This window comes from uncultured Rothia sp. (genome assembly GCF_963555405.1).
GTDB lineage: Bacteria > Actinomycetota > Actinomycetes > Actinomycetales > Micrococcaceae > Rothia.
The window spans coordinates 303,187-326,945 of the sequence record NZ_CAUVVO010000001.1 but is presented as its reverse complement, the minus strand read 5'-3'; the positions used below and the strand labels follow the sequence as shown (position 1 = coordinate 326,945).

Here is a 23,759-nt window from a genome sequence, read left to right as displayed (position 1 = left end):
GAATAATCCAGCTAATATTTATGTATAGTTTCAAGCTTTTGTAAAGGGTGAATATGACCTTAGCTTCCTATGCTGTCCGCACCGCCGAGCCTCATGAATATGCCGAAGCGCTCGAAGTCCTGATTGCCGCGTTTGACGGAGATCCCGCCATGATGGCAGTCATTGCAGGCGGTAGCCGCCGACAGGAACTCGCCAGGCTCCGCGCCATTATGACTCTTCAGGTTTACGGCAACTTTTCCGACCGTGGTCGCATCGATATCGGCATCGAAGAATCCACCGGCAAGATTGTAGGCGTCTGCCTCTGGAGCACCCCCGAATCCCACGAAGGTTCCTTCCTGAACGAGCTCAAGCAGATCAGTGCGTACTACAAGGCACTCGGCGTCAAGAGCCTGCTACGGGCAGTCATGATGGAGCTGCACCTGCTCAAGTACCGCCCCGCCTTCAAGCACTGGTACCTCTTCAACATTGGTGTTCTCGAAGAGTATCGAGGCCGGGGCATTGGCTCCCAGCTACTCGACTACGGTACCGAACGCATCGGCGACTACCCCGCCTACCTCGAAGCATCGACCTACGACAGTGCCCGCCTCTACGAGCGCCGCGGATTCTTCTCCCTCGGCCCGCTCCACGGAATCTTCTCCAAGGCACACGCCGTCGGCATGGTCTACCCCGGCACCGGTCCCACCGAGATTGTGCAGCGCACCTCCTAAACTTCCGGACGCGCGCAGAACCGATAAATGTATATGAAAAATCCGCCCCACCGTGAGCACTCGCACGGTGGGGCGGATTTTTATTGTCAGAAGAGGAGCCTCTTATTGGAGCTCGTCCGGGGCAGAGGTATCAGGCTGAATCTGATCCAGATTCGGGATAGAACGCACCGTCGCCCCCAAATGCAGCTCAACGGGGAGTACGTCCTCGGGTTGGGTAATTGGGGGAGCGGTCTTCTCTGAAGATTCCTCCTGCTGTAGCTCAATGAGCTCCAGTAGACGCTGCGCGGTACGCTTCGCAATACCCTCAATCGGCTGAACCACGGTCGCCAACTCCGGCATGAGCAGCTGAACGCTCTGCGTGCCGTCGTAGCCAATCACCTGGAAATCCTCAGGAACGCGAATACCGCGTGCGCGCGCCCAGCCCAGCGCCAACGCGGCGTAATTATCGTTGGAGGCGAAGACCGCATCCACCGGCTCCGGGCTATCGGCGCGTTCGTCGAGGTAGCGGTAGAGCACCTCACGCTTAATGCCCAGGGAGGGGCGGAAACCCAGCTCCAGGAACTCCGGCATGAGTCCGGCTTCGAGCATTGCCTCACGGTATCCGCGCTGACGCTCATTGTGCTCACCCAGGGTCGATGTCACGTGCACAATATTCTGCGCACCCGTGGCGATCAGATGCTCCGTGGCGGCGCGAGCGCCTCCGTAGTTATCGGAGCGGACATTCGGGTAAAAGCCGCTTTCGAGGCGGTCCACGGTCACCAGGGGAGCCTGGGCGTGCGGAATATTCACCAGCGCATCAGAGTGCGCGCCGCTGATAATGCCGTCCACCTGGTTGGAGAAAAGCATCTCCAGGTAGCGCTTTTCCTGCTCGGGGTGGTCATCGCTATTGCAGAGAATGACCCGGTAGCCTTCCTCAGCAAGGTAGCTTTCGAGGCGGTACACCATCTCCCCGTAGAAGGGGTTCGCAACCGTGGGGAAGATGAGGCCCACCATCTGCGAGCGCTGACCCTGCAGGCTGCGGGCGATGGCGTTGGGACGGTAGCCGAGTTCCCGCATTGCCTCGTGGACCTTGGTGCGGGTGCTTTCGCTCAGGTAGCCGCGGTTGTTGAGCACGCGGGAGACCGTGGTGGGGGAGACTCCCGCCAGGGCCGCAACATCGCTGAGTTTGGGCTTAGCCACGGGGGCTCCCTTCGGTATGCTAAACGATTGACATATCTCTCTACTATACCCCGACCGCATACCGCATAAACATTCCAACGCCGGAAAATAGCGCCTTACTACAGCACCGGAATAATCGGAACCCGAGCCCCCACCTCATGCGCAGAACCTCGCACCGAAGAATCATCCAACACCGCGCAGTGAGTAGCCGCCGCCAACGAGGACAACATATGCGACGCCGACTTCGGCAGAGGATACGCCACACCATCACGCACCGCCACAGGCAACAGACGAGCCCCCGCAGGCTTACGCAACGTATCAACAGGCTCACCCAGAACCGCAGAATCCAGCTCCGGCAGAGGCATATCCCTCATGCCAGCCAGAAGCGGCGGCAAATACGAATACAGGGCAGTGTAAGCCGCCAAAGGATTACCCGGCAGACCCAGCACAAAACGCTCACGACCCGAATTCGGGCCCGTCTCCGGAACCGGCAGGCGCGCAGCCAACGCAGGATGCCCCGGACGCACATCCACCGACTCAAACAGGTACGTCGCACCCATATCGTTGAGCACCTTACGCACCAAATCAACACCCGAGGTGCTCGACCCACCCGTAAACACCAGCACACGAGCCGTCGACGTGGACAAGAACGTGCGGAACTCAGACTCAACATCCGCCAGGCGAATCGACGGGCGCGCCTCACAGCCGGCAGAAATAATCGCATGCTCCATAAAGCCGCCAAACGCATCACGCACCTGACCCGGCGCAGGCACACCAAACGTAATGACCTCATTACCCGTAAACGCGCAACGCACCGGAATCGGGGCATACACCGGCAACTCATCAAAACCATTCGTGCCCAAGAACGCCGCCATACGCGCAGAAATACGGTCGCCGTGGCGCGCCAACAGCTCGCCACGCTCCAGCTCAGCACCGGCATGGCGAATATCAGCACCCGGTGCCGGAGGCTCAAAACCCTCCGCCATATCCAGGTAATGAATGCTCGACTGAGTCTCCAAATGAGCGCTCACGCCCGGACGCAAAGAAGCCTCCGCACCCTCATATAGGCGGGAATGCTCCTCACGCACAATCGCCTCAGCACCCTCCGGGATCAAACCACCCGTCAGAATCGGGGTCGCCTCGCCCGGTGCAATCGGCACGGTCAGGCGGTGAATATTCGCGCGAGAATCCTCCGGGTACGCCGGGGTCACCAGACGCCACGGAGGCGCACCCGCCACCGCGTAACCGTCCATCGCCGAAGAGCTGTAGTGGGGCACCGGCATCATCGAATAAACGTCGTCCGCCAAATAGTGGCCAATCGTCGCCAACAGCGGCAAAGACTCCGTCTTCACATGGTGAGCAATCTCTAGACCCTGCTCATGCAGAATCTGGCGGGCCTGCTGCCACGAAACAGAAGGAATATGGTGAGACATCGTACCTCATAAAAGTGTGTGCGGGACGCGCAACAGCGCGCGAGCTCAAAAACATCGCCCGGTCGGGCGTTAAGAACTGAGACCTACCACTAGGGTACTCGTAGCTTGGCAACTAGCGCTCCTGCGCGCCTCAGATGCTAATAACTCGTGCTAATAACTCGACCAGAGCGAAGTCGTATAGCCGAGAGCCTGCGCCTGCTCCCACGTATCAACATCGGCGGTGTCAGCGGCAGACATCTCCACCGCCGCAGGGTTCAGACGGCGCAAAAAAGAACGAACAGAAGCGTCGGTCGTGCCGGTCGAAAAGACCGAACGGATCGCCTCAAAGCGGTAAATACCCACCAGCGGCTGATAGATGCCCTCAGAGACACCCCAGAAACCTGCAGAAGCTTCAGAGTCACTAGGCGCTTCAGAACAGGTGGTGGAGGGGGTGGTCGCGGCCTGCTCAGCACTTCGTGCCGCGGTAATCAGCAGCTGAACCGCCGGAGCAATACGCGGAGTATCCACACCCAAAATCAGGCACCAGCCCGGCAACGGGACCTGCGAGCGCTCACAATCCGCCGCAATACACTCCAACCCGGCATGAATCGCCGCGGCAGGACCCGAAAACGGCGGATCCTCACGAGTACGCAACACCCCGGTAGGCAACGGCAGGCTCTCAGGACCCACCACCACGCGCGGGGACGCGGTGGCCACCGCCTCCAGGGCGCAATCCAGTAGAGTGCTCGTGCCGTCAGACAGGGATGCCTTCGGCACGTGGTTCAGGCGGCGGGAAGCACCTCCGGCAACAACGACCGCGGCGCACGAAAAATCACCCTCAGCGGCAAGCTCAGAACCGGGCATCTTATCCGCCCGCATTATCCACCCGCAAAGGGAGGAAGAACGTCCACGCGGTCTGCATCCTGCAGGGCAACATCCGCCTCCGAGCGGGCACCGTTGACCAGGAACGAGCACTGCTCCATCACCTGGGCAAGAGTCAGACCCGACGGGGTCGTACCCTCCAGGGTTCGACCCAGGTGCTCAATGAGTGCGCCAAGAGTCGCGGACGGCAACTCAGCCAGAGGCACCGACAGCTGCGCAGTACCCGCCGCAGAACGCGCGGCAGCGAAAAAATGAACCTGCATCATGCTCCTCAAACCTAGAACGGGGGATAGCCGAAAGCCAGGGGGCAGGTGCCAGCAAAAGACCTTGTCCCACGCATATCTGACTGTATATTCGGCTAATAAATAGGGTAGCCTCTTAGCCACCAATAGCGCTCATCGAGCGGCTCGCCTTCGCGAACTCCTCAATATCGAAGTCAGCGTCTTCCTTACCGTGGGCGCGCGGCTTAAACCACATGCCCTCACGCCAACGCAGCGCCAACTGCTGATCGTCGGCGCCGGAACGCAGAAGCTGCATCAGATCAGTCTCGGTATCGGAGAACAGGCAGGAGCGAATCTTGCCGTCCGCCGTCAGACGGGTGCGGGTGCACGCATTGCAGAACGACTCCGTCACCGACGCGATAATGCCCACGCGGCCCAGCGACTCGGTGCCGTCGGTCGGGAAGCCTGCCTCATCGAGGGCAGTACCGAGCGGGTACACCTCCCACAGCTGAGCGGGGGAGTCGCCGCGAGCCTCAGTCACCGAACCCAGGACGTACTCAGCCGACAGCTTCTCGCGAATCTCAGCGGCAGTAATCGTGCCCTCGCGGGTCCAACGGTTATCGGCATCCAGCGGCATCTGCTCAATGAAACGCAGCTGATAGCCGCCCGCCAACGCCCAGCGCAGAAGCTCCGGAGCCTGATCATCATTCAGGCCCGGCATCAGCACAGCATTAATCTTGATGGGCCACAGACCCGCCTCCGCCGCGCCGTCAATACCCTTGAGCACGGCGTCGAGCTTATCGCGGCGGGTCAGCTCGGCAAAGGTCTCACGGCAAATCGTATCCAGAGAAACATTGATGCGGGTCAGACCAGCCTCCGCCAGGGCGGCGGCACGCTTCTCCAAACCAATACCGTTCGTCGTAATCGCCAACGGAATGCTCGGATGCGCATCATGGATGCGAGAAATAATGTCCACCAAATCAGCGCGGACCAGCGGCTCACCACCGGTAAAGCGGATCTCCTCCACGCCCAGCTCGGTAATCGCAATATCGGCAAGGCGCGCAATCTCCTCGGCGGAGAGCAGATTCTCCTTCGGAAGCCACTGCAAACCATCCGCCGGCATGCAATAAATGCAACGAAGATTACATTTATCGGTCAGAGAGATACGCAGGTCCGTCGCCACGCGACCCCAACGGTCCAAGAGCGGGCCGCTGTTCGTAATATTAGGGAGCTTACGCGCAGGCTTGACGCCGCTCTCAGATTTTTCGGGCGTAACAAAAGCAGCCCCGTTACCCTCCGCAGAAGATAAGGTGCTTAACGTTGGGCCCGCAATGAGTTCAGAAGAGGCCGAATTCGCCGTGTACGCCATGTAAAACCTATGTGGAAAATTTGCATATTTCAGGTGACAATATGATTATTCCATGTTCCGGCGCCCCGTACATAGTGTGTGCAGGGTAAGTTACAACTGCGCCACAGCAGACAACCCCGACGAAACAACGCCGCGTGTACAAGCTAGGGACGTACACGGGACGTCACATAAAGCCCGCACATGGACGCACCTCACCTTCAATAGCAGTACGAACCAACCAAGGAAATACCTCATGAAGAGCCCCCTCGCAGCCCTCAGCGCGCTCGCTGCTGCAACCCTCGTCCTCACCGGATGCGGCGCCACCCAGAGCTCCTCTTCGTCCACCGCATCTGCCGCAAGCAGCCAGGCTGCCTCCGGCAAGGTCGAAGTCTTCGCCGCAGCCTCCCTGAACAACGCCGGTGCAGACCTCGAAAAGGCATACGAAGCCGCCAACCCCGGCGTAGACGTTACCTTCGTCTACGAAGGCTCCGCAAAGCTCGTCAACCAGATCGAGCAGGGCGCAACCCCCGACCTGCTCATCACCGCAGACACCAAGAACATGGACAAGGCAAAGAAGCTCGACCAGTTCTCGGCTTCCGAAACCAACGTTCTAGTCACCAACAAGCTCGTGCTCGTCACCGCCGAAGGCAACCCCGGCAAGATTAACAGCCTTGACGACCTCAAGACCACCGAAGGTGTCGTCGCCGTCTGTAAGGAAGACGTTCCCTGCGGCACCATCGCCCACCAGGAACTGAAGAAGCACGACATCACCCTCAAGAACGCAACCACCGAAAGCAAGGTCACCGACGTAGCAACCAAGGTCACCACCGGTAACGCGGACGCGGGCTTCATCTACACCACTGACCTTGCCGCCGCCAAGAAGAAGGGCGCCAACCTCGGTTCCGTCGAACTGACCGACGTGGAACGCAACGAATACCCCGCAGCGCTGAGCAAGACCGGCTCCTCCTCCGAAGCCGCGAAGAAGTTCAACGAATGGCTGAAGAACTCCGACGAGGCGAAGAAGATTCTCACCGACTACGGCTTCAGCACCGCCAAGTAACGCTAGCGCCGTTCCGCACCGCTGAAACCCGGAGCACAGAACGGACACCCGCAGGATGCGGCGGCACGCTCAACGAGCAAGCCGCCGCATCCTGAATGCGTCTCCTGTACCACTTACAGAACCCGAAGAAATACGCCGAGAAATATCCATGACAGACAGCACCGCAACCACTTGCCGCCGCGCTGGCGCCTCACGCACGCCCGGGAGCAGCCTCTTCGCCTCCGTGCCCGTGCTCTTCCTGGTTCCGGCGTCGCTGGGTATTTTCCTCATTGCCGGTCCGCTTCTCGGGCTCTTCCTCAACATCCCCTGGAGCCAGCTCGGCAGCATCTTCACCCCGCAGGTACTCGGGGCGGCGAACCTCTCCCTCAGCACTGCAGCCGCCTCCACCCTTATCTGTGGCCTTCTCGGCGCGCCCCTGGCGCTGGTGCTCTCCAAAGTGCTCAACCGCTCGCGGCTACACCGATTCGGGTCGGTCCTCTACGCCATCATCTACACCCCGGTGATTCTCTCACCGGTGGTCTCCGGCCTGGGCCTGCTCTTCTTCTGGGGCCGCAAAGGCATGATTGGTACCTACCTCTACCAGGCTGGAATCGCTATCCCGTTCACCTCGAATGCGGTGATTATCGCTCAGGTTTTCGTCGCCCTGCCCTTCTTTGTCGCCACCGCGGTTACCACCCTGCAAGCCATACCCCGCGAATACGAAGAAATCGCCCTCGTCGAAGGCGCCAAACCCGCAGAAATCACCTTCAAAGTGCTACTGCCCCTCGCCGCGCCCGGACTCGCCACCGCATTCCTCCTCTCCTTCGCCCGAGCACTCGGCGAATATGGTGCAACCGTCACCTTCGCAGGCAATGTGCAAGGCAAAACCCAAACCATACCCCTCGCCATTGACCTAGCCATCAACAGCAGCGACATCCCCAGCGCCCTCGGAAGCGCCCTGATACTCATCAGCCTCTACCTAGGAATCTTCGGGATCCTCGGCCTGATTCGCGCCCTCAAAAAACTACGCGAAAGCAGCCGATAAGCCACTCCGCCGCTCGCATCGCACACCACCCGGTGCACACAGGCTCTTAGGCACAACTGCATTTACCAGCCCACAAACACACACCTACACTAGTCATAACCACCGCCGCACGATTGGAACCGCCATGATTTCCCCCGAATTCAACGGAACCCCCAGCACCGAGGAATACCGCGCCTACCTGGCGCTACTGTTACGCGAAGTCTTTATCGGCACCGCAGAAACGGTTCCCCTCTACCACGCGGCAGGACGCATCCTCGCCCAAGACGTCACCGCACGCATGGACGTGCCCAGCTTCGACAACTCCCAAATGGACGGCTACGCCCTCACCGCGGCAGCCGTTGACCGCGAAGACCGCATCTTCACCGTCGGCCGCGAGATTCCCGCAGGGCGTCCGTTGCAACGCTCCCGCTCCTCCGACGACCTGACCTACCCCATCATGACCGGCGCACCCATGCCCAAGGGCTACGACGCCGTCATCCCGGTCGAACAGTCCGAACGCATCGAATACCCCGACCTGCCCGAATCCTTCGGCCGCCCCAGCGAAAAGGTCAAACTCGCCCCCGGCAAGCCCGGACAGTTTGTACGCCGCCGCGGCGAAGACGTCGTCACCGGCCAGGTACTCGCACGTGCCGGTGAACGCGTCACCCCCGCCCTGCTCGGTGCGCTCGCCTCCCAGGGCTATGCGCGCCTGACCGTCGCGGCAGGCCCCCGCGTGCTCGTATGCACCGGTGGCGACGAGATCCTCTCCGGCGTTGAAGAAGACGGCAGCGCCACCACTCAGGAACTCGGCCAGGGCCAGATCTTTGACGCCAACGGCCCCATGCTCACCGCCATGCTCCGCGAAGACGGAGCGGAGGTGCGGCGCATCGCTATTGGTGATGACCCCATCGAGCTGCTGCACCGTCTCACGGCAGAATACGAGAGCTTCAAACCGGACATCATCATCACCTCCGGAGGCATTAGCCACGGTAAATACGAAGTGGTGCGCAACGCCATCGCCAAGGCACACGAAGCCGACATCCTGGTGCCCGTCTCCTGGTTTGGTCACGTGAGCCAGCAGCCCGGCGGACCGCAGGGCGTAAACGTTCTCGACTTCAAGGGCCATCGCGTGCCCATGATTTCCTTCCCCGGCAACCCGGTGAGCACCCTCATCTCGTACGCGCTGATTCTGCGCCCCTACCTGCGTGCAGGCGGCCCCTACGGTGTGCCCTATGCGGTTGCCTCCGAACAGGCAACCCTGAACAACGCACCGCGAGGCGTGCTCGTCACCGAAACCCCGATCACCGCCCCGGCAACCAAGCGCCAGTTCCTGCGCGGAACCCTCGGCATGGTCGAGGTCGAGCCCGGAACCTACCGGGTGGAGCTCTACCCCGACGTGCTCTCCGGCTCGCACCTGTTACACCGCGCCGCACAGGCGGACGTGCTCATTGAGCTGGCGCCCGGAACCACCTACACCGGGGGAGAAGCGGTACCCTACCACCGCATCCGCCTCACCGATAACTAAGCCCCCGCCCCGCATTGTTCCTTGCTTTAGAGCAGTGAATAATAGCGACAGGGAATAATTGAGACTCACACCAAGTAACGATTTGCGGCAGAAGAACACCGCGCAGAAGCCAGGAGAAACGATGACCTCTACCTCGCAGCCCAATCAGGAACTGACCCACGTGCGCGCCGACGGCTCGGCACACATGGTGGACGTTACGGAGAAGTCAGTCACCACCCGCACCGCCCTGGCTGAGGCGACTGTGCGCACCCGCGAAGACGTCATCGCCATGATTTTTGACGCCGACCTGCCCAAGGGCGACGCACTGCCCGTCGCACGCGTCGCCGGCATTATGGGCGCTAAGCGCACCCCGGAAATCATTCCCCTCTGCCACCCGCTACCCCTGGGCAAGATCACGGTCGACTTCGAGCGCGGCACCGACTTCGTGCGTATTGAGGCGTCCGTGAAGACCCGCGGAGTCACCGGCGTAGAGATGGAAGCGCTCACCGCCGTCTCCTCGGCAGCGCTGACCGTTTTCGACATGATCAAGGCAGTCGATAAGTACGCCGTCATTACCGATATCCGTGTTCTGGAGAAGAGCGGCGGCAAGTCCGGCGACTGGTCCGTCCGCGAGGACTCCTAAGTTACGGCGGCACACCGCCCCCACCGATCCCACCGTCACCTGATAGATACAGAAAAGGAAAGCCAATGAGTAGCGAAGAGTACACCATGCCCGAGAACCTCACCGGCCTGGTTATTGTCGCCTCCACCCGCGCAGCCCGCGGCGTGTACGAGGATAAGTCCGGCCCCATTGCTGTGGAGTGGCTGCGCTCGCGCGGCTTCGACACCCCCGATGCCGTGGTCATTGAAGACCGCGATATTGTCGAGTACTTCAACACCCTGGTGGCTGAAGGTAAGAAGAACGGTAACCTACCGACCTTCATCCTGACCAGCGGTGGTACCGGTCTGAACTCTGACGACCAGACCGTGGAGGCGGTTCGCCCACACCTGGACAAGGAAGTACCCGGCGTTATGCATGCCTTCTGGATGAACGGTCTGAAGAACGTTCCCTCGGCGGTGCTTTCACGCGGCGTTGCGGGCGTTATTGACCGAACCTTCGTGATGACCCTGCCCGGTTCGCGCGGTGGCGTGAAGGACGGCGTGGCAACCCTCGACCCGCTTGTTGAGCACATTTGCCGTCAGATGGAGGACTACCATGACCACTAAGCCGCAGAACGAAGAATCCCTGGACCATTCGGGTGCGCACGGTGCTGAGCCGAGCGGCTCGACCGTGGTGTTCACCGATATTACGGAAGCGCCCCTGGAGCCGCTGTACGCGGCGGCTAAGGCTGAGGTCATGACTGACGCTATGGGTGCCCTGGTAATTTTTGACGGCATTGTACGCAACCATGATCACGGTAGTGCGGTTCGCGGGCTGTCCTATAGCGCGCATCCGCAGGCTCGTGAGTATATTGCGGAGGTTGCCGCCGAGGTTGCTGCCGAGCTGGACGGTGTGCGTCTGTGGGCTGTGCATCGTGTGGGTCCGATTGCTATTGGTGAGTCGGCTCTGACCGTGATGGCGGCGGCTGCTCACCGTGGCCGCGCGTTTGATGCCTGTGAGCTGGTGGCTGACCGGGTGAAGGCTCGTGTGCCGATTTGGAAGGAACAGGAACTGCTCGATGGAAGCATCGAGTGGGTTGGTGTGGACACTTCTCCCGCTTAGCCTTCTGAATATTCTGATATCTCTATATAAGCCTGTCAGGGGGTTTTCTCTCGGACAGGCTTATTCTCCTTGAAAGCTCAAGTCACCTCTACTACTAGACGCGAGGAATCCCTATGTCTTCTCAGCCTTCAACCGGCACGGGCGAGCTCTCTGCCGCTGAGCGTGCGTTCTACTCTCGTCAGCTGATTCTGCCCGAAATGGGTTACGAGGCTCAGTTGGCGCTCAAGCGCGCACGCGTGGTGGTGCTGGGTGCTGGCGGTTTGGGTGCTCCCGCGCTGCTGTACCTGGCGGGTGCCGGGGTCGGTCAGATTGTGGTGGTTGATGATGACTTCGTGGATGCCTCGAATCTGCACCGCCAGGTGATTCATACGCACGCCAGAGTGGGTAATTCTAAGGCTGAGTCTGCCGCAGAGTCTTTGCGCTCGCTGAATCCTTTTATTGAGGTTGTGCCGGTGCGTGAGCGTTTGACGGAGGCGAATGTTGATGAGCTTCTGTCTGGTGCTGACCTGGTGCTGGATGGTAGCGATAATTTCGAGTCGCGTTATGTGGTGTCGGCGGCGGCTGCGCGTGCTGGGATTGCGCATGTATGGGCTGCGATCCTTGGTTTTGATGCGCAGCTGAGTGTGTTTTGGGCTGGTCGCGGTCCGGTGTATGAGGATTTGTACCCTCATGCTCCTGCTGCCGGTAGCGTGCCGTCGTGTAGTACTGCTGGCGTGGTGGGTGCTATGGCTGGCGTGGTGGGTGCTGCGATGGCCATGGAGGCGGTGAAGCTGCTGACCGGGGTGGGGGAGCCGCTCATGGGTGAGGTTGGCCTATATTCGGCATTAAGCGGAAGGTGGGAATATATACCTCTTGTAGCTAGCGTGCAAGCTGTACCTAAGAAAAGCGCTGTTTTGCCCCAAGAAACGAGTCATAAGCCCAAAAATTATGTAACAATTCGTAATATTTCTCAGGATTTTACAAGCTCTTCTGCTGACTCGAAACCCCGCTCGATGAGCGCTCAGGACCTTAAAAAGATGTCATCGGGTGAAAATATTGCCCTTTTGGATGTCCGTGAGCAGGTGGAGTTCAATGCCTTTGCGATTGACGGTGCCATTAATCTGCCCCTCACTGAATTGCTTGAAGCGGCTCGAAATGACTCCCTCAAAGCCCTGATTGAGCGTAAAATCCCCGCAAATGCCCAGAAAATCGTTATTTACTGCACCGGATACACCCGAACGGTTGAAGCGGCTCGTGAAATAGCGCCTCTGGAGGAGCGTTCTGTGTACATGCTTGAGGGTGGAATTTCCGCCTGGCTTACGGTCTAAAACACCCTTATTTCGCATGAATTAGGCAAGGTTTTTATCTCGTATTTTCTATGCCAAATTTCCGATATATTGGGCAGTATGGAACAAGCATCACAGATTAAGGGCCCGGATGGCCCCCTTACCGATCAGCTGATCAAGTTCGGTAAGTTCTTCTCCCGCTGGGATGAGACTGAAGACGGCCGCGCCGTCTTCCGTGAAGGCGGCCGCGAAGGTGACGCCTTCTACCGCGACCGTTGGAGTCACGATAAGGAAGTTCGCTCTACCCACGGCGTGAACTGCACCGGCTCCTGCTCCTGGAAGGTGTACGTCAAGGACGGCATTATCACCTGGGAAGCACAGGAAACTGACTACCCCTCGGTTGGTCCCGACCGCCCCGAGTACGAGCCCCGCGGTTGCCCCCGCGGTGCAGCATTCTCGTGGTACACCTACTCTCCCACTCGCGTTAAGTACCCCTACGTTCGCGGTCTCCTGCTGGAGATGTACCGCGAAGCGAAGGCAATCCACAACGATCCCGTGGACGCCTTCCACTCCATCGTGTCCGACCCCGCCAAGCGTGCACGCTACGTGAACGCACGTGGTAAGGGTGGTCTGGTGCGCTCGACCTGGGCTGAGGCTCTCGAGCTGATGGCTGCTGCTCACGTGCACACCATCAAGTACTACGGTCCCGACCGTAACACCGGCTTCACCCCGATTCCGGCAATGTCCATGGCGTCCTTCAGCGCGGGTGTTCGCTACATCCAGCTGGCCGGTGGCGTCATGACCAGCTTCTACGACTGGTACGCTGACCTCCCCGTGGCTTCCCCGCAGGTCTTCGGCGACCAGACCGACGTTCCCGAGTCTGGCGACTGGTGGGACGCTGCATACCTCATCATGTGGGGTGCAAACGTTCCGCTGACCCGTACCCCGGATGCTCACTGGGTCTCCGAGGTCCGCTACCGCGGTACCAAGGTTGTCACCGTGAGCCCCGACTACGCCGACAACACCAAGTTCGCTGACGAGTGGCTGCCCGCCCAGGCAGGTACCGACGCGGCACTGGCTATGGCGATGGGCCACGTCATCCTCAAGGAGAACTATGTCGACCAGCGTGTCGAGTTCTTCGAGGACTTCTCCCTGACCTACACCGACCTTCCCTTCCTGGTCACCCTGGAAACCCGTGAAGACGGCATTAAGGTTCCCTCCAAGTTCCTGACTGCAGCTAAGCTCGCTGGCGAGGCTGAGCAGCCGAACGCTGACTTCAAGCCCGTCCTGATGGACCGCGAGACTGGCGAGGTCTTCGTGCCCAACGGCACCATGGGTCACCGTTACGCTCAGGAAGACCAGGGCAAGTGGAACCTGGATTTGCAGGGTCGTAAGCCGATTCTGTCGATTCGCGACCTGCCTCAGGGCCAGTCCGCAGCGGTTGAGATTAAGATGCCGACCTTCGATAACCCGAAGGGTCACGGCGACGTCATTACCCGCGGCGTGCCCGTAACCTACGTTGATGGTCACGAAGTTACTACCGTCTTCGATATCATGCTGGCACAGTACGGTGTGGGCCGTGAGGGTCTGCCCGGTACCTGGGCTAAGGACTACGAGGACTGGAACGTTCAGAACACCCCGGCATGGCAGGAGCAGATTACTTCTGTCCCCGCCGAGGCTGTTATTCGCGTTGCCCGCGAGTTCGCCAAGAGCGCCCTGGATTCCGGCGGCCGCTCCATGGTCATCTTCGGTGCAGGTATCTGCCAGTGGTACCACGCTGACACCACCTACCGCGCTATCCTCGCTCTGCTGAACCTGACCGGTTGCCAGGGTCGCAACGGTGGCGGTTGGGCTCACTACGTGGGCCAGGAGAAGGCACGTCCTCTGACCGGTCTGACCAACATTGCGAACGCTCTGGACTGGAGCCGCCCGCCGCGTCACATGATCGGTACCGGCTTCTGGTACATGCACACTGACCAGTTCCGTCAGGACGCATACTCCACCGACTACCTGCAGTCCCCGCTGGCTAAGGGCGAGCTGCGCGACGTTCACACTGCTGACGTTGTGGCACGTTCTACCCGTATGGGCTGGATGCCGTTCTACCCGCAGTTCCCCGAGAACTCGCTGGATCTGGCAGACAAGGCAGAGCAGGCAGTGGCACGCGGCGAGGCTTCCTCGAACGCGGACTACATTGCACAGCGCCTGAACTCCGGTGACCTGGAGTTCTCCGTTGAGGACGTTGACAACCCCGTCAACTGGCCTCGTACCCTGACCCTGTGGCGTTCGAACCTGTTCGGTTCCTCCGCTAAGGGTGAGAGCTACTTCCTGAAGCACCTGGTCGGTAGCATGGACAACGTCCAGGGCTCCGACTCGGAGAAGCTGCCGAACGAAGTGAAGTGGGTTGAGGACGCGCCTCAGGGCAAGCTGGATCTGCTGGTCACCTCGGACTTCCGTATGACCTCCACGACCCTGCTGTCTGACATCGTTCTGCCGACTGCTACCTGGTACGAGAAGCACGATATCTCCTCGACCGATATGCACCCGTTCCTGCACGCGTTCTCCCCGGCAATTGACCCGCCGTGGGAGGCAAAGACCGACCACGAGACCTTCAAGGCACTGGCGTTTGAGTTCAGCCGCCTGGCTAAGAAGCACCTCGGCGTCCGTAAGGACATCGTTTCGGTCCCGCTGCTGCACGACACCCCCGGCCAGATTGCTCAGCCCGGCGGTCACGCACCCGACTGGAAGAACACCCCCGGTATGGTGGGCGTACCCGGCAAGAACATGCCGAACTTCGTCACCGTCGAGCGCGACTACGGCGCACTGTACGACATGTACACCACCGTTGGCCCGCTGTTCGATAAGCTCGGTGCAACCACCAAGTTCATCACTTACGACCTGAAGGACGAAGTCGCGAAGATGGCTAAGGAATTCGGTGTGATGGACTCCGGTAAGGGCGCAGGCCGTCCGGCACTGGATACCGACGTGAAGATTTCTGAAGCAATCCTCATGATTTCCGGTACCTCCAACGGTGAGGTCGCTGTCAAGGGCTTCAAGGAGCTTGAGAAGCAGACCGGTCTGCACCTGATGGACCTGGCAGAAGGTAACGAGGAACGTCGTATCACCTTCCCCATGACCCAGGCCGCACCGCAGCCCGTGATGACCTCCCCCGAGTGGTCCGGTTCGGAGACCGGTGGTCGCCGTTACGCTCCGTTCACCGTCAACATCGAGAAGAAGAAGCCGTTCCACACCCTGACCGGCCGTATGCACTTCTTCCTCGACCACGACTGGATGCACGAAATGGGCGAGGCTCTGCCGATTTACCGTCCGCCGCTGGATATGACCGGCCTGTACAACGAGCCTGAGCTCGGTACTACCGATGGTGTTTCGGTTGCTGTTCGCTACCTGACCCCGCACAACAAGTGGGCAATTCACTCGCAGTACTTCGATAACCACTACATGCTGAGCATGTTCCGTGGCGGTCCGACTGCATGGATGAGCCCGCAGGACGCTGAGAAGATTGGCGTCAAGGATGGCGAGTGGATTGAGTGTGTGAACACCAACGGTGTCTTCGTCGGCCGTGCGGTTGTTTCGCACCGTATGCCCGAGGGCGTTTGCTACGTCTACCACGCTCAGGAGCGTATGGTTAGCCCGAAGTCTGAAGTCACCGGTAAGCGCGGTGGTATTCACAACTCGGTGACCCGTATTCTTCTGAAGCCCACCCACATGATTGGTGGCTACGCTCACCAGGCGTTCGCCTTCAACTATCTTGGACCGACCGGTAACCAGCGAGACATCGTCTCGTACATCCGTCGCCGTAAGTCCCAGGAGGTAACTTTCTAATGCGCGTTATGGCACAAGTTGCTATGGTGATGGCGCTCGATAAGTGCATCGGCTGCCACACCTGCTCCGTGACCTGTAAGCAGGCATGGACGAACCGAGCCGGTACCGAGTACGTCTGGTTCAACAACGTTGAGACTCGTCCCGGTCAGGGTTACCCCCGCCGTTACGAGGATCAGGAGAAGTGGAAGGGCGGCTGGGTGCTGAACAAGCGCGGTCGTCTGGAGCTCAAGAGCGGTAACCGCTTCCAGAAGCTCTTCACGATTTTCGCTTCCCCGATTCAGCCCGAGCTGAACGACTACTACGAGCCCTGGACCTACGATTACCAGAACCTGACCAGTGCTCCTCTGGGTGATGACTTCCCGGCTGCTAAGCCGGTCTCCCTCATCACCGGTGAGGACACCAAGGTCGAGTGGGGTATGAACTGGGACGACAACCTGGCTGGTGCGACCGAGTACGGTCACCTGGACCCGCTGGTTGAGAAGGTTCGTAAGAAGGCTGAGGACAAGATTAAGTTCGAGTTCGAGCAGACCTTCATGTTCTACCTGCCTCGTATTTGTGAGCACTGCCTGAACCCCTCCTGCATGGCTTCTTGCCCCTCCGGCGCTATCTACAAGCGTGCTGAGGACGGCATCGTTCTGGTTGACCAGGACCGTTGCCGCGGTTGGCGTCAGTGCATCACCGGCTGCCCCTACAAGAAGGTGTACTTCAACCACAAGACGGGTAAGGCTGAGAAGTGTACCTTCTGCTACCCCCGTATTGAGGCTGGTATTCCGACCGTGTGTGCTGAGACCTGTGTTGGTCGTATGCGCTACATCGGCATCTTCCTCTACGATGCAGACCGCGTGACTGAGGCTGCTTCGGTTGAGGACGAGAAGGATCTCTACGAGGCTCAGCTGTCGCTGATGCTTGATCCTTCGGATCCGGCTGTGATTGAGCAGGCTCGTAAGAACGACATCCCCGATGCGTGGATTACTGCAGCTCAGAAGTCGCCCGTGTACAAGCTGGCGAAGGAGTGGAAGGTGGCTCTGCCCCTGCACCCCGAGTACCGCACCATGCCGATGGTTTGGTACGTGCCGCCGCTGTCGCCGATCGTTGACCTGCTCAAGGAGCAGGGCCACGATGCAGAGAACAGCAACAACCTGTTCGGCGCTATTGAGTCTCTCCGTATTCCGGTTGAGTACCTGGCTGAGCTGTTCACCGCTGGTGACACTGAGGTTGTTACTAACGTTCTGCGCCGCCTGGCTGCGATGCGTTCGTACATGCGTGACATCAACCTCGGTGGCGAAGGCAACGAGGAGATCGCTCAGGCAGTTGGCATGACCGGTCAGCAGGTGTACGAGATGTACCGCCTGATGGCTATCGCTAAGTACAACGAGCGTTACGTCATTCCGAAGGCTCACATGGAGGACGCCCACAACCTTGAGGAAATGGGCTGCTCCCTGAGCGTGGATGGCGGACCCGGCATGTACGGCGATGCGTTCAACGACATGGAGGGTCGCCCGACCCCCGTGTCCACCGGTGTTTACGAGGCTAACAACAAGGTCAGCTTGTTCAGCTGGGACGGTTCTTCCCGTCCTGACGGCCTCTTCCCGAATACCACCGGAAAGAAGTAATAAGTGGCTGGATTCTTTTCCAAGCTCATGGGCAAGGCCGGTTCCGAGGCTGCGGTCTCGGAGCCGGCTCAGCCGGAGAATCCGTTCGATATCGATTACGGTCCCGGCGAGGATAAGGACTCGGTGATCTACCAGGTAAGCGGTATGCTCCTGGGCTACCCCGATGAGGAAACTCTGAAGGTTCTGCCTGAACTGGTTGAGATTACCGCTTCCACCCAGGATGAGGCTTTCATTGCTGCCGTTGATGCGGTTCAGCAGTGGCTGACTTCGAAGGACCTGGAGGATGTGCAGTCCGAGTACGTGCAGGAGTACGACCTTTCGCGTCGTCATTCTCTGCATCTGTCCTACTGGACCGATGGCGATACCCGCCGCCGTGGTGAGACTCTTCTGCGTTTCAAGCAGATGTACCGCGATTCCGGTATGTTGACCGTTTTGAATGGTGAGCTTCCGGACTACCTGCCGCTGGTGCTGGAGTTCTGTGCGTTGGTGGATCGCCGTAAGGGTCGTTCCGCTTTGCAGGCGTACCGTCCGTCCCTTGAGCTTCTTCGTCTGTCCATGAAGGACGGAAATCTGCCCCACTACGGGTTGTTGCAGAGCATCTGCGATACCCTTCCTGGCGTCTCTCCGCAGACTCAGGAGGAGGTCCAGAAGATGGCTGGCTACGGCCCTCCCGTCGAGACTGTTGGCCTGAATGGCTACGCTGATCATCAGCTGCTCCAGCAGGCTTCGGCTCGTTCTAACTAGTTTTATCCCTTGTGAGGAGACAACACGTGTACGTACTTGCTTCTGAGAACGCAGGACATGCTGCACAGGCTGTAGCCGATCCGGGTATTGTTGACATCCTGCTGTGGGGCGTTCTGCCCTATGTTGCACTGGTCATTCTGATTGGTGGCACCATTTGGCGTTACCGTACTGACCAGTTCGGATGGACTACCCGCTCGTCCCAGGTCTATGAATCGAAGCTGTTGCGCATCGCTTCGCCCCTGTTCCATTACGGTCTTGCGGCCGTTTTCCTTGGCCACGTTGGTGGTCTGCTGGTGCCTAAGGTACTTACTGACCTGGTCATTTCAGATGACACTTACCACATTGTGGCGCTGGTTGGCGGTTCTGTCGCTGCGGTCGCAACCATTGTTGGTATGTTCGTTCTGATTGGTCGCCGCGCTTCGAACTCTCGTGTGCGTTCGGCTACCACTCGTAATGACGTTTTCATGTATGTCGTTTTGGTTCTGGTGATTCTCGCCGGTACTGCGGCTACTCTGATTTCGGCAGTGAACCCCTCGGGCGGTTTGCCTCCGGTGAATGGTCACGAGGTTCACTTCAACTACCGTGAGACCATTTCTGTGTGGTTCCGTTCGCTGTTCTACTTCCACCCTGAGGTGGCTCTGATGGTGAATATTCCTGTGGCTTTCAAGATTCACATCGTGGTGGCTATGGTTCTGTTCATCATTTGGCCGTTTACCCGCCTGGTGCATGCACTGACTGTGCCTCTGCACTACCTCTTCCGCCCCTACACCGTCTACCGTTCTCGTGGCGGCCAGCGTGTTGGTGCACGTCGAGGTTGGGATCCGGTTGGTACTCTCCCGCGTGAGCGCGCCGACCGCTAATACACATATCCATATTGCAAAAGAGGAAATATGAGCACCCCTGCTGCACCGAGCTACGACCTGAAGAATGGTCAGCTCCGTAACGTTCTGCTTGCAACCTTCGCCTCGACCATTGGTTTCTGGGCGTGGACCGTTGTTGGCCCGCTGGCCAAGATGTACGCAAAGCAGATGCACCTGGACGCTGGTATGACCAGCCTTCTGGTTGCTATGCCGATTTTCATCGGCGCTATCGGCCGTATTCCCGCTGGTGGTCTGACTGACCGCTACGGTGGTCGTATTATGTTCACCGCTGTTCTGGCGATTAGCGCACCCCTGGTCTTCCTGGTTGGTGTTGCTGGTCAGATGAACTCGCTGCCCATGCTGCTTGTTGTGGCGTTCTTCCTGGGTATTGCGGGTACCGTGTTCGCTGTGGGTATTCCCTTCAGTGCCGCATGGTATGACGCTTCCAAGAAGGGTTTTGCGACCGGTGTGTTCGGTGCCGGCATGGTGGGTACTGCAATTTCTGCATTCGCTACCCCCCGCCTGGTGCAGGGTATTGGTTACTTCCAGACTCACGTTCTGATTGCTGTTATCTGTGCTGTGACCGCTGCTATTTCTTTCTTCTTCCTGAAGGATTCTCCGGCAACTATCGGCCGTGAGGTTACTCCGCTGATGCCGAAGATTGTTCAGGCGTTCAAGGTGAAGACCACTTGGCAGCTGTGCTTCCTCTACGCTGTTGTGTTCGGTGCGTTCGTGGCATTCTCGAACTACCTGCCCACTTACCTGAGCAACATCTACAGCTTCAACGCTAACGACGCTGGTATGCGTGCGGCTGGTTTTGCGGCTGCTGCTGTGATCGCTCGCCCCTTCGGTGGTGTTCTGGCTGATAAGTTCGGTCCGAAGATTATCTCCCTCATCTCTCTGGGTGGTGTGGTGATTCTGGCCGTTATTACCGCGTTCCAGCCTGACGCTGAGCACGTGTACGGTGCGGTCTTCATCCTGATGGCTGCTCTGCTGGGTCTGGGCCACGGTTCGGTCTTCGGCTGGGTGGGTCGCGCTGCTGATCCGAAGAACGTTGGCGCGGTGTCCGGTGTGATTGCTGCTGCTGGCGCTCTGGGTGGCTTCTTCCCGCCGCTGGTGATGGGTGCAACCTACAACCAGGCTGAGAACAACTACTTCATCGGTCTGATGCTGCTGGCTGTGACTGCAACTCTGGCTTTCCTGTCGGCATTCCTGGTGCCGCACGGTGGCAAGCCCAACCACGCTAAGTAGGGTCTTCTGATACATCCTTCTGTGGGGTGTATGTGAAGTTTGCTTTGACTGAGTCCGGCTCGTTTTCTCTTCGGAGAGGACGAGCCGGACTTTGTGCTTTTCGGCCGTTTTTCGTCTAACGGGGTGGGCTTTGGCGGGGGAGAAGAGTTTGATGTTTGGGCATGTCGAATGTTGGTAAAGCTAGCGAAACTTTGTGGAGATGTGGGACACTTAAAGTGTTCGACTCGTCGCAATAGCGCGACGTGACCCCTCTACGGTTTGCGCCGACCAATAGGAGAACCCTATGTCCTTTATTGATCGTCATCTCGGCCCCCGTTCCGCAGACGCAGAGCAGATGCTCGAAACCCTGGGATACTCTTCCCTGGATGCGCTGATGGACGCTGTCGTTCCCTCCCAGATTCGCCTTGACGGCGAATTGCAGCTGCCTGCTCCGCTGTCGGAGCATGAGGCTCAGGCAAAGATTGCCGGCTATGCTGCGAAGAATAAGGTTCTTGCCCAGATGATTGGTGCCGGATACTACGATGCTGTAACTCCCGCTGTTCTGCGCCGTAATATTCTGGAAAACCCCGGTTTCTACACTTCTTACACCCCGTACCAGGCTGAGATTTCTCAGGGTCGTCTGGAGGCTCTGCTGAACTTCCAGAACACCGTGATGGAGCTGACCGGCCTGGAGATTGCAAACTCCTCCCTGCTGGATGAGGCATCTGCGGTGGCTGAAGCGGCTGTCATGATGCACCGTGCAAACCGCAAGGTGAAGAACGGCTTCTTCGCTATTGACTCCCGTTGCCTGCCTCAGGTTATTTCGGTGACTCGTGGCCGTGCAGAGATGCTCGGCATTCCCTTCGTCATTACTGACTTCTCTGAGGGCCTGCCCGAGGGTGACCTGTACGGTATCGTCCTGGCGTACCCCGGTAATGAAGGCGATATTCGCGATATTGAGCCGCTGATTAAGGCCGCTAAGGAGCGTAACGCTCTGGTCACTGTTGTTGCTGACCTGTTGGCTCTGACCCTGCTGAAGTCTCCGGGCGAGCTGGGTGCAGACATTGCTGTGGGCAACACTCAGCGTTTCGGTCTGCCCTTCTTCTTCGGTGGTCCGCACGCTGCGTACATGGCTGTTCACAAGGGTATGGAACGCACCATGCCTGGCCGCCTGGTGGGTGTTTCTAAGGACTCTGCCGGTAAGCCTGCGTACCGTCTGGCTCTGCAGACTCGTGAGCAGCACATCCGCCGTGAGAAGGCTACCTCCAATATTTGTACTGCTCAGGCTCTGCTGGCTATTGTTGCTGGCGCTTACGCGATGTACCACGGCCCTGAGGGTCTGCGCGCTATCGCGAACCGCCTGCACACCAACGCCGCTCGTGTTGCTACCGCGCTGAAGGCTGCGGGTTACGGTATTGCTCACGATACTTTCTTCGACACCGTTGTGGTGGAGGCTGCTGGCCGCGCCGATGAGCTGGTTGCGAAGGCTCTGGAAGCTGGCGTGAACATCCGCCGCTTCGATGAGAACCGCGTTGGTATTTCCGTGGGTGAGTCTCACGGTGAGGAGCTGCTGAAGAGCCTGGTTGAGGCTCTGGGCGGCACCCTGGGTGAGGCAGATGCACAGTACGATCTGCCCTCCAACCTGCTGCGTACCGATGACTACATGCAGCACCCGATTTTCCACAAGTACCGCTCCGAGACCGAGATGATGCGCTACCTGCGTCACCTGGCGGATAAGGACCTGGCACTTGACCGCACCATGATTCCGCTGGGTTCGTGCACCATGAAGCTGAACGCGGCTGCTGAGATGGAGCCCATCTCTTGGCCTGAGTTCGCGAACATTCACCCGCTGGTCCCGGAGGATCAGGCTGAGGGCTGGCACGAACTGATTAAGGACCTGAGCGAGTGGCTGGTTGCTATTACCGGTTACGATGCTATCTCGCTGCAGCCGAACTCGGGTGCGACCGGTGAGTACGCTGGTCTGCGTGCGATCCGTTCCTTCCACGAGGCTAACGGCGACCACGAGCGCGATACCGTCCTGATTCCGCTGTCTGCGCACGGCACCAACGCGGCATCTGCTGCTCTGGCTGGTCTGAAGGTTGCCGGTGTGGCAACCGCTGCTGACGGTTCGATTGATGTTGACGACCTGAAGGCAAAGATTGAGAAGTACGGTCCCAAGGTTGCCGGCATCATGATTACCTACCCCTCCACTCACGGTGTGTTTGAGGAGCAGGTTGCTGAGGTTTGCCAGCTGGTTCACGAGGCTGGCGGTCAGGTGTACCTGGATGGCGCGAACCTGAACGCTCAGATGGGCTTCGCTCAGCCCGGTAAGTTCGGCGGCGACGTTTCGCACCTGAACCTGCACAAGACCTTCTCCATTCCTCACGGTGGTGGCGGCCCCGGTGTTGGCCCGCTGGCTGTTCGTGAGCACCTGGCGAAGTTCCTGCCGGGTGACGCATACCGCGCTGACTCTGAGGGTAAGCTCCCCAACGATGCTGCTCTGCCGATTTCGCAGGCGTTCTTCGGTTCTGCCGGTGTTCTGCCGATTAGCTGGATGTACATTGCGATGACTGGTGCTCAGGGTCTGAAGGACTCTTCGCAGTACGCGGTTCTGAACGCTAACTACATTGCGAAGAAGCTGAACGACAAGTACCCGGTGCTGTACACCGGCCCCGGCGGTCTGGTCGCTCACGAGTGCATCCTTGACCTGCGTCAGCTGACCGATCAGTCTCACGTGACTGCTGAGGATGTCTGCAAGCGTCTGATGGACTTCGGCTTCCACGCTCCGACTCTGGCGTTCCCGGTTCCGGGCACCCTGATGGTTGAGCCGACTGAGTCTGAGTCGAAGGAAGAGCTGGACCGCTTCATTGAGGCAATGGAGACCATCTACGACGAGATTATCGAGGTGGCTGAGGGCAAGGTCGCTGTGGAGGATTCGGTTCTGCGCAACGCACCGCACACCGTTGACGTGGTGAGCGCTGATGAGTGGGATCGCCCCTACAGTCGTACTCAGGCAGCTTTCCCTGTCCCGAGCCTGCGCGCTAACAAGTACTTCACTTCGGTGGGTCGTATTGATGGCGCTGGTGGTGACCGTAACTTCGTGTGCGAATGCCCCCCGATGGAGGCTTTCGACCTGGAAGCATAAGGAGCCTGTAACGCTCCTGGGTAGGCTGTAGCGGTCTACCTGCC

General features: G+C 59.1%; 19 protein-coding genes. 14 read left to right on the top strand and 5 right to left on the bottom strand.

Translation table 11 applies throughout. The features are described 5' to 3' along the window. Nucleotides 1-53: 53 nt before the first annotated feature. Entirely contained in the window at nucleotides 54-707 is a 654-nt protein-coding gene (locus tag RWL87_RS01320; protein WP_313968630.1) for a GNAT family N-acetyltransferase, read from the top strand. A 102-nt stretch (nucleotides 708-809) separates the two neighbouring features. Here the strand turns inward: RWL87_RS01320 and RWL87_RS01315 are convergent, their stop codons facing one another. The 5 genes from RWL87_RS01315 to moaA all read right to left on the bottom strand — a co-directional run bounded on the left by RWL87_RS01315 (nucleotide 810) and on the right by moaA (nucleotide 5,749). After that, a complete protein-coding gene (locus tag RWL87_RS01315) occupies nucleotides 810-1,886 on the bottom strand; it encodes a LacI family DNA-binding transcriptional regulator (protein WP_313968629.1) in 1,077 nt (358 codons plus the stop codon). Between the two features lie 98 nt (nucleotides 1,887-1,984). Continuing rightward, nucleotides 1,985-3,298 (bottom strand): molybdopterin molybdotransferase MoeA, encoded by a 1,314-nt coding sequence (locus RWL87_RS01310; protein WP_303969606.1) that lies wholly within the window; start codon nucleotides 3,296-3,298, stop codon nucleotides 1,985-1,987. 150 nt (nucleotides 3,299-3,448) lie between these two features. Next, nucleotides 3,449-4,156: an NTP transferase domain-containing protein gene (locus RWL87_RS01305; protein ID WP_313968628.1), complete on the bottom strand. Its 708-nt coding sequence runs from the start codon at nucleotides 4,154-4,156 to the stop codon at nucleotides 3,449-3,451. Further along, the gene (locus RWL87_RS01300) at nucleotides 4,156-4,422 is read right to left on the bottom strand and encodes a MoaD/ThiS family protein (RefSeq protein WP_297605427.1); all 267 of its coding nucleotides are present in this window, start codon (nucleotides 4,420-4,422) and stop codon (nucleotides 4,156-4,158) included. Before RWL87_RS01300 ends, RWL87_RS01305 begins: the two co-directional genes overlap by 1 nt. 115 nt (nucleotides 4,423-4,537) lie before the next feature. After that, nucleotides 4,538-5,749, bottom strand: a complete 1,212-nt coding sequence (moaA, locus tag RWL87_RS01295; RefSeq protein WP_313968627.1) for a GTP 3',8-cyclase MoaA — start codon at nucleotides 5,747-5,749, stop codon at nucleotides 4,538-4,540. Nucleotides 5,750-5,981: 232 nt separating this feature from the next. Here moaA and modA point away from each other — a divergent pair, with 232 nt between their 5' ends. From modA to gcvP, 13 genes are all read left to right on the top strand, one after another. After that, nucleotides 5,982-6,788: a molybdate ABC transporter substrate-binding protein gene (gene modA, locus RWL87_RS01290; protein ID WP_313968626.1), complete on the top strand. Its 807-nt coding sequence runs from the start codon at nucleotides 5,982-5,984 to the stop codon at nucleotides 6,786-6,788. A 148-nt stretch (nucleotides 6,789-6,936) separates the two neighbouring features. Next, nucleotides 6,937-7,812: an ABC transporter permease subunit gene (locus tag RWL87_RS01285; RefSeq protein WP_313968625.1), complete on the top strand. Its 876-nt coding sequence runs from the start codon at nucleotides 6,937-6,939 to the stop codon at nucleotides 7,810-7,812. Nucleotides 7,813-7,936: 124 nt separating this feature from the next. After that, nucleotides 7,937-9,316, top strand: a complete 1,380-nt coding sequence (locus tag RWL87_RS01280; protein ID WP_313968624.1) for a molybdopterin molybdotransferase MoeA — start codon at nucleotides 7,937-7,939, stop codon at nucleotides 9,314-9,316. A 121-nt stretch (nucleotides 9,317-9,437) separates the two neighbouring features. Further along, a complete protein-coding gene (gene moaC, locus RWL87_RS01275) occupies nucleotides 9,438-9,938 on the top strand; it encodes a cyclic pyranopterin monophosphate synthase MoaC (RefSeq protein ID WP_005508376.1) in 501 nt (166 codons plus the stop codon). Between the two features lie 65 nt (nucleotides 9,939-10,003). Further along, nucleotides 10,004-10,522 carry a molybdenum cofactor biosynthesis protein B gene (locus RWL87_RS01270; RefSeq protein WP_303975723.1) on the top strand — a complete coding sequence of 173 codons (519 nt, stop codon included), beginning with the start codon at nucleotides 10,004-10,006 and terminating at the stop codon, nucleotides 10,520-10,522. Further along, complete coding sequence (locus tag RWL87_RS01265; protein WP_005504913.1) at nucleotides 10,512-11,018, top strand: molybdenum cofactor biosynthesis protein MoaE; 507 nt, start codon at nucleotides 10,512-10,514, stop codon at nucleotides 11,016-11,018. Before RWL87_RS01270 ends, RWL87_RS01265 begins: the two co-directional genes overlap by 11 nt. Nucleotides 11,019-11,131: 113 nt before the next feature. After that, the gene (locus RWL87_RS01260) at nucleotides 11,132-12,325 is read left to right on the top strand and encodes a ThiF family adenylyltransferase (protein WP_303959659.1); all 1,194 of its coding nucleotides are present in this window, start codon (nucleotides 11,132-11,134) and stop codon (nucleotides 12,323-12,325) included. Nucleotides 12,326-12,403: 78 nt separating this feature from the next. Beyond that, entirely contained in the window at nucleotides 12,404-16,123 is a 3,720-nt protein-coding gene (locus RWL87_RS01255) for a nitrate reductase subunit alpha (RefSeq protein ID WP_049341117.1), read from the top strand. After that, the gene (gene narH, locus RWL87_RS01250) at nucleotides 16,123-17,736 is read left to right on the top strand and encodes a nitrate reductase subunit beta (protein ID WP_005504921.1); all 1,614 of its coding nucleotides are present in this window, start codon (nucleotides 16,123-16,125) and stop codon (nucleotides 17,734-17,736) included. The genes RWL87_RS01255 and narH overlap by 1 nt, the downstream gene beginning before the upstream one ends. Nucleotides 17,737-17,739: 3 nt before the next feature. Then, nucleotides 17,740-18,480 (top strand): nitrate reductase molybdenum cofactor assembly chaperone, encoded by a 741-nt coding sequence (gene narJ, locus RWL87_RS01245; protein ID WP_070615157.1) that lies wholly within the window; start codon nucleotides 17,740-17,742, stop codon nucleotides 18,478-18,480. Nucleotides 18,481-18,506: 26 nt separating this feature from the next. Next, the gene (gene narI, locus RWL87_RS01240; RefSeq protein ID WP_313968623.1) at nucleotides 18,507-19,340 is read left to right on the top strand and encodes a respiratory nitrate reductase subunit gamma; all 834 of its coding nucleotides are present in this window, start codon (nucleotides 18,507-18,509) and stop codon (nucleotides 19,338-19,340) included. A 30-nt stretch (nucleotides 19,341-19,370) separates the two neighbouring features. After that, the gene (locus tag RWL87_RS01235; protein WP_313968622.1) at nucleotides 19,371-20,591 is read left to right on the top strand and encodes an MFS transporter; all 1,221 of its coding nucleotides are present in this window, start codon (nucleotides 19,371-19,373) and stop codon (nucleotides 20,589-20,591) included. A 283-nt stretch (nucleotides 20,592-20,874) separates the two neighbouring features. Continuing rightward, on the top strand, nucleotides 20,875-23,715 hold the full coding sequence (gene gcvP / locus RWL87_RS01230) for an aminomethyl-transferring glycine dehydrogenase (protein WP_313968621.1): 2,841 nt from the start codon (nucleotides 20,875-20,877) through the stop codon (nucleotides 23,713-23,715). Nucleotides 23,716-23,759: the final 44 nt, after the last annotated feature.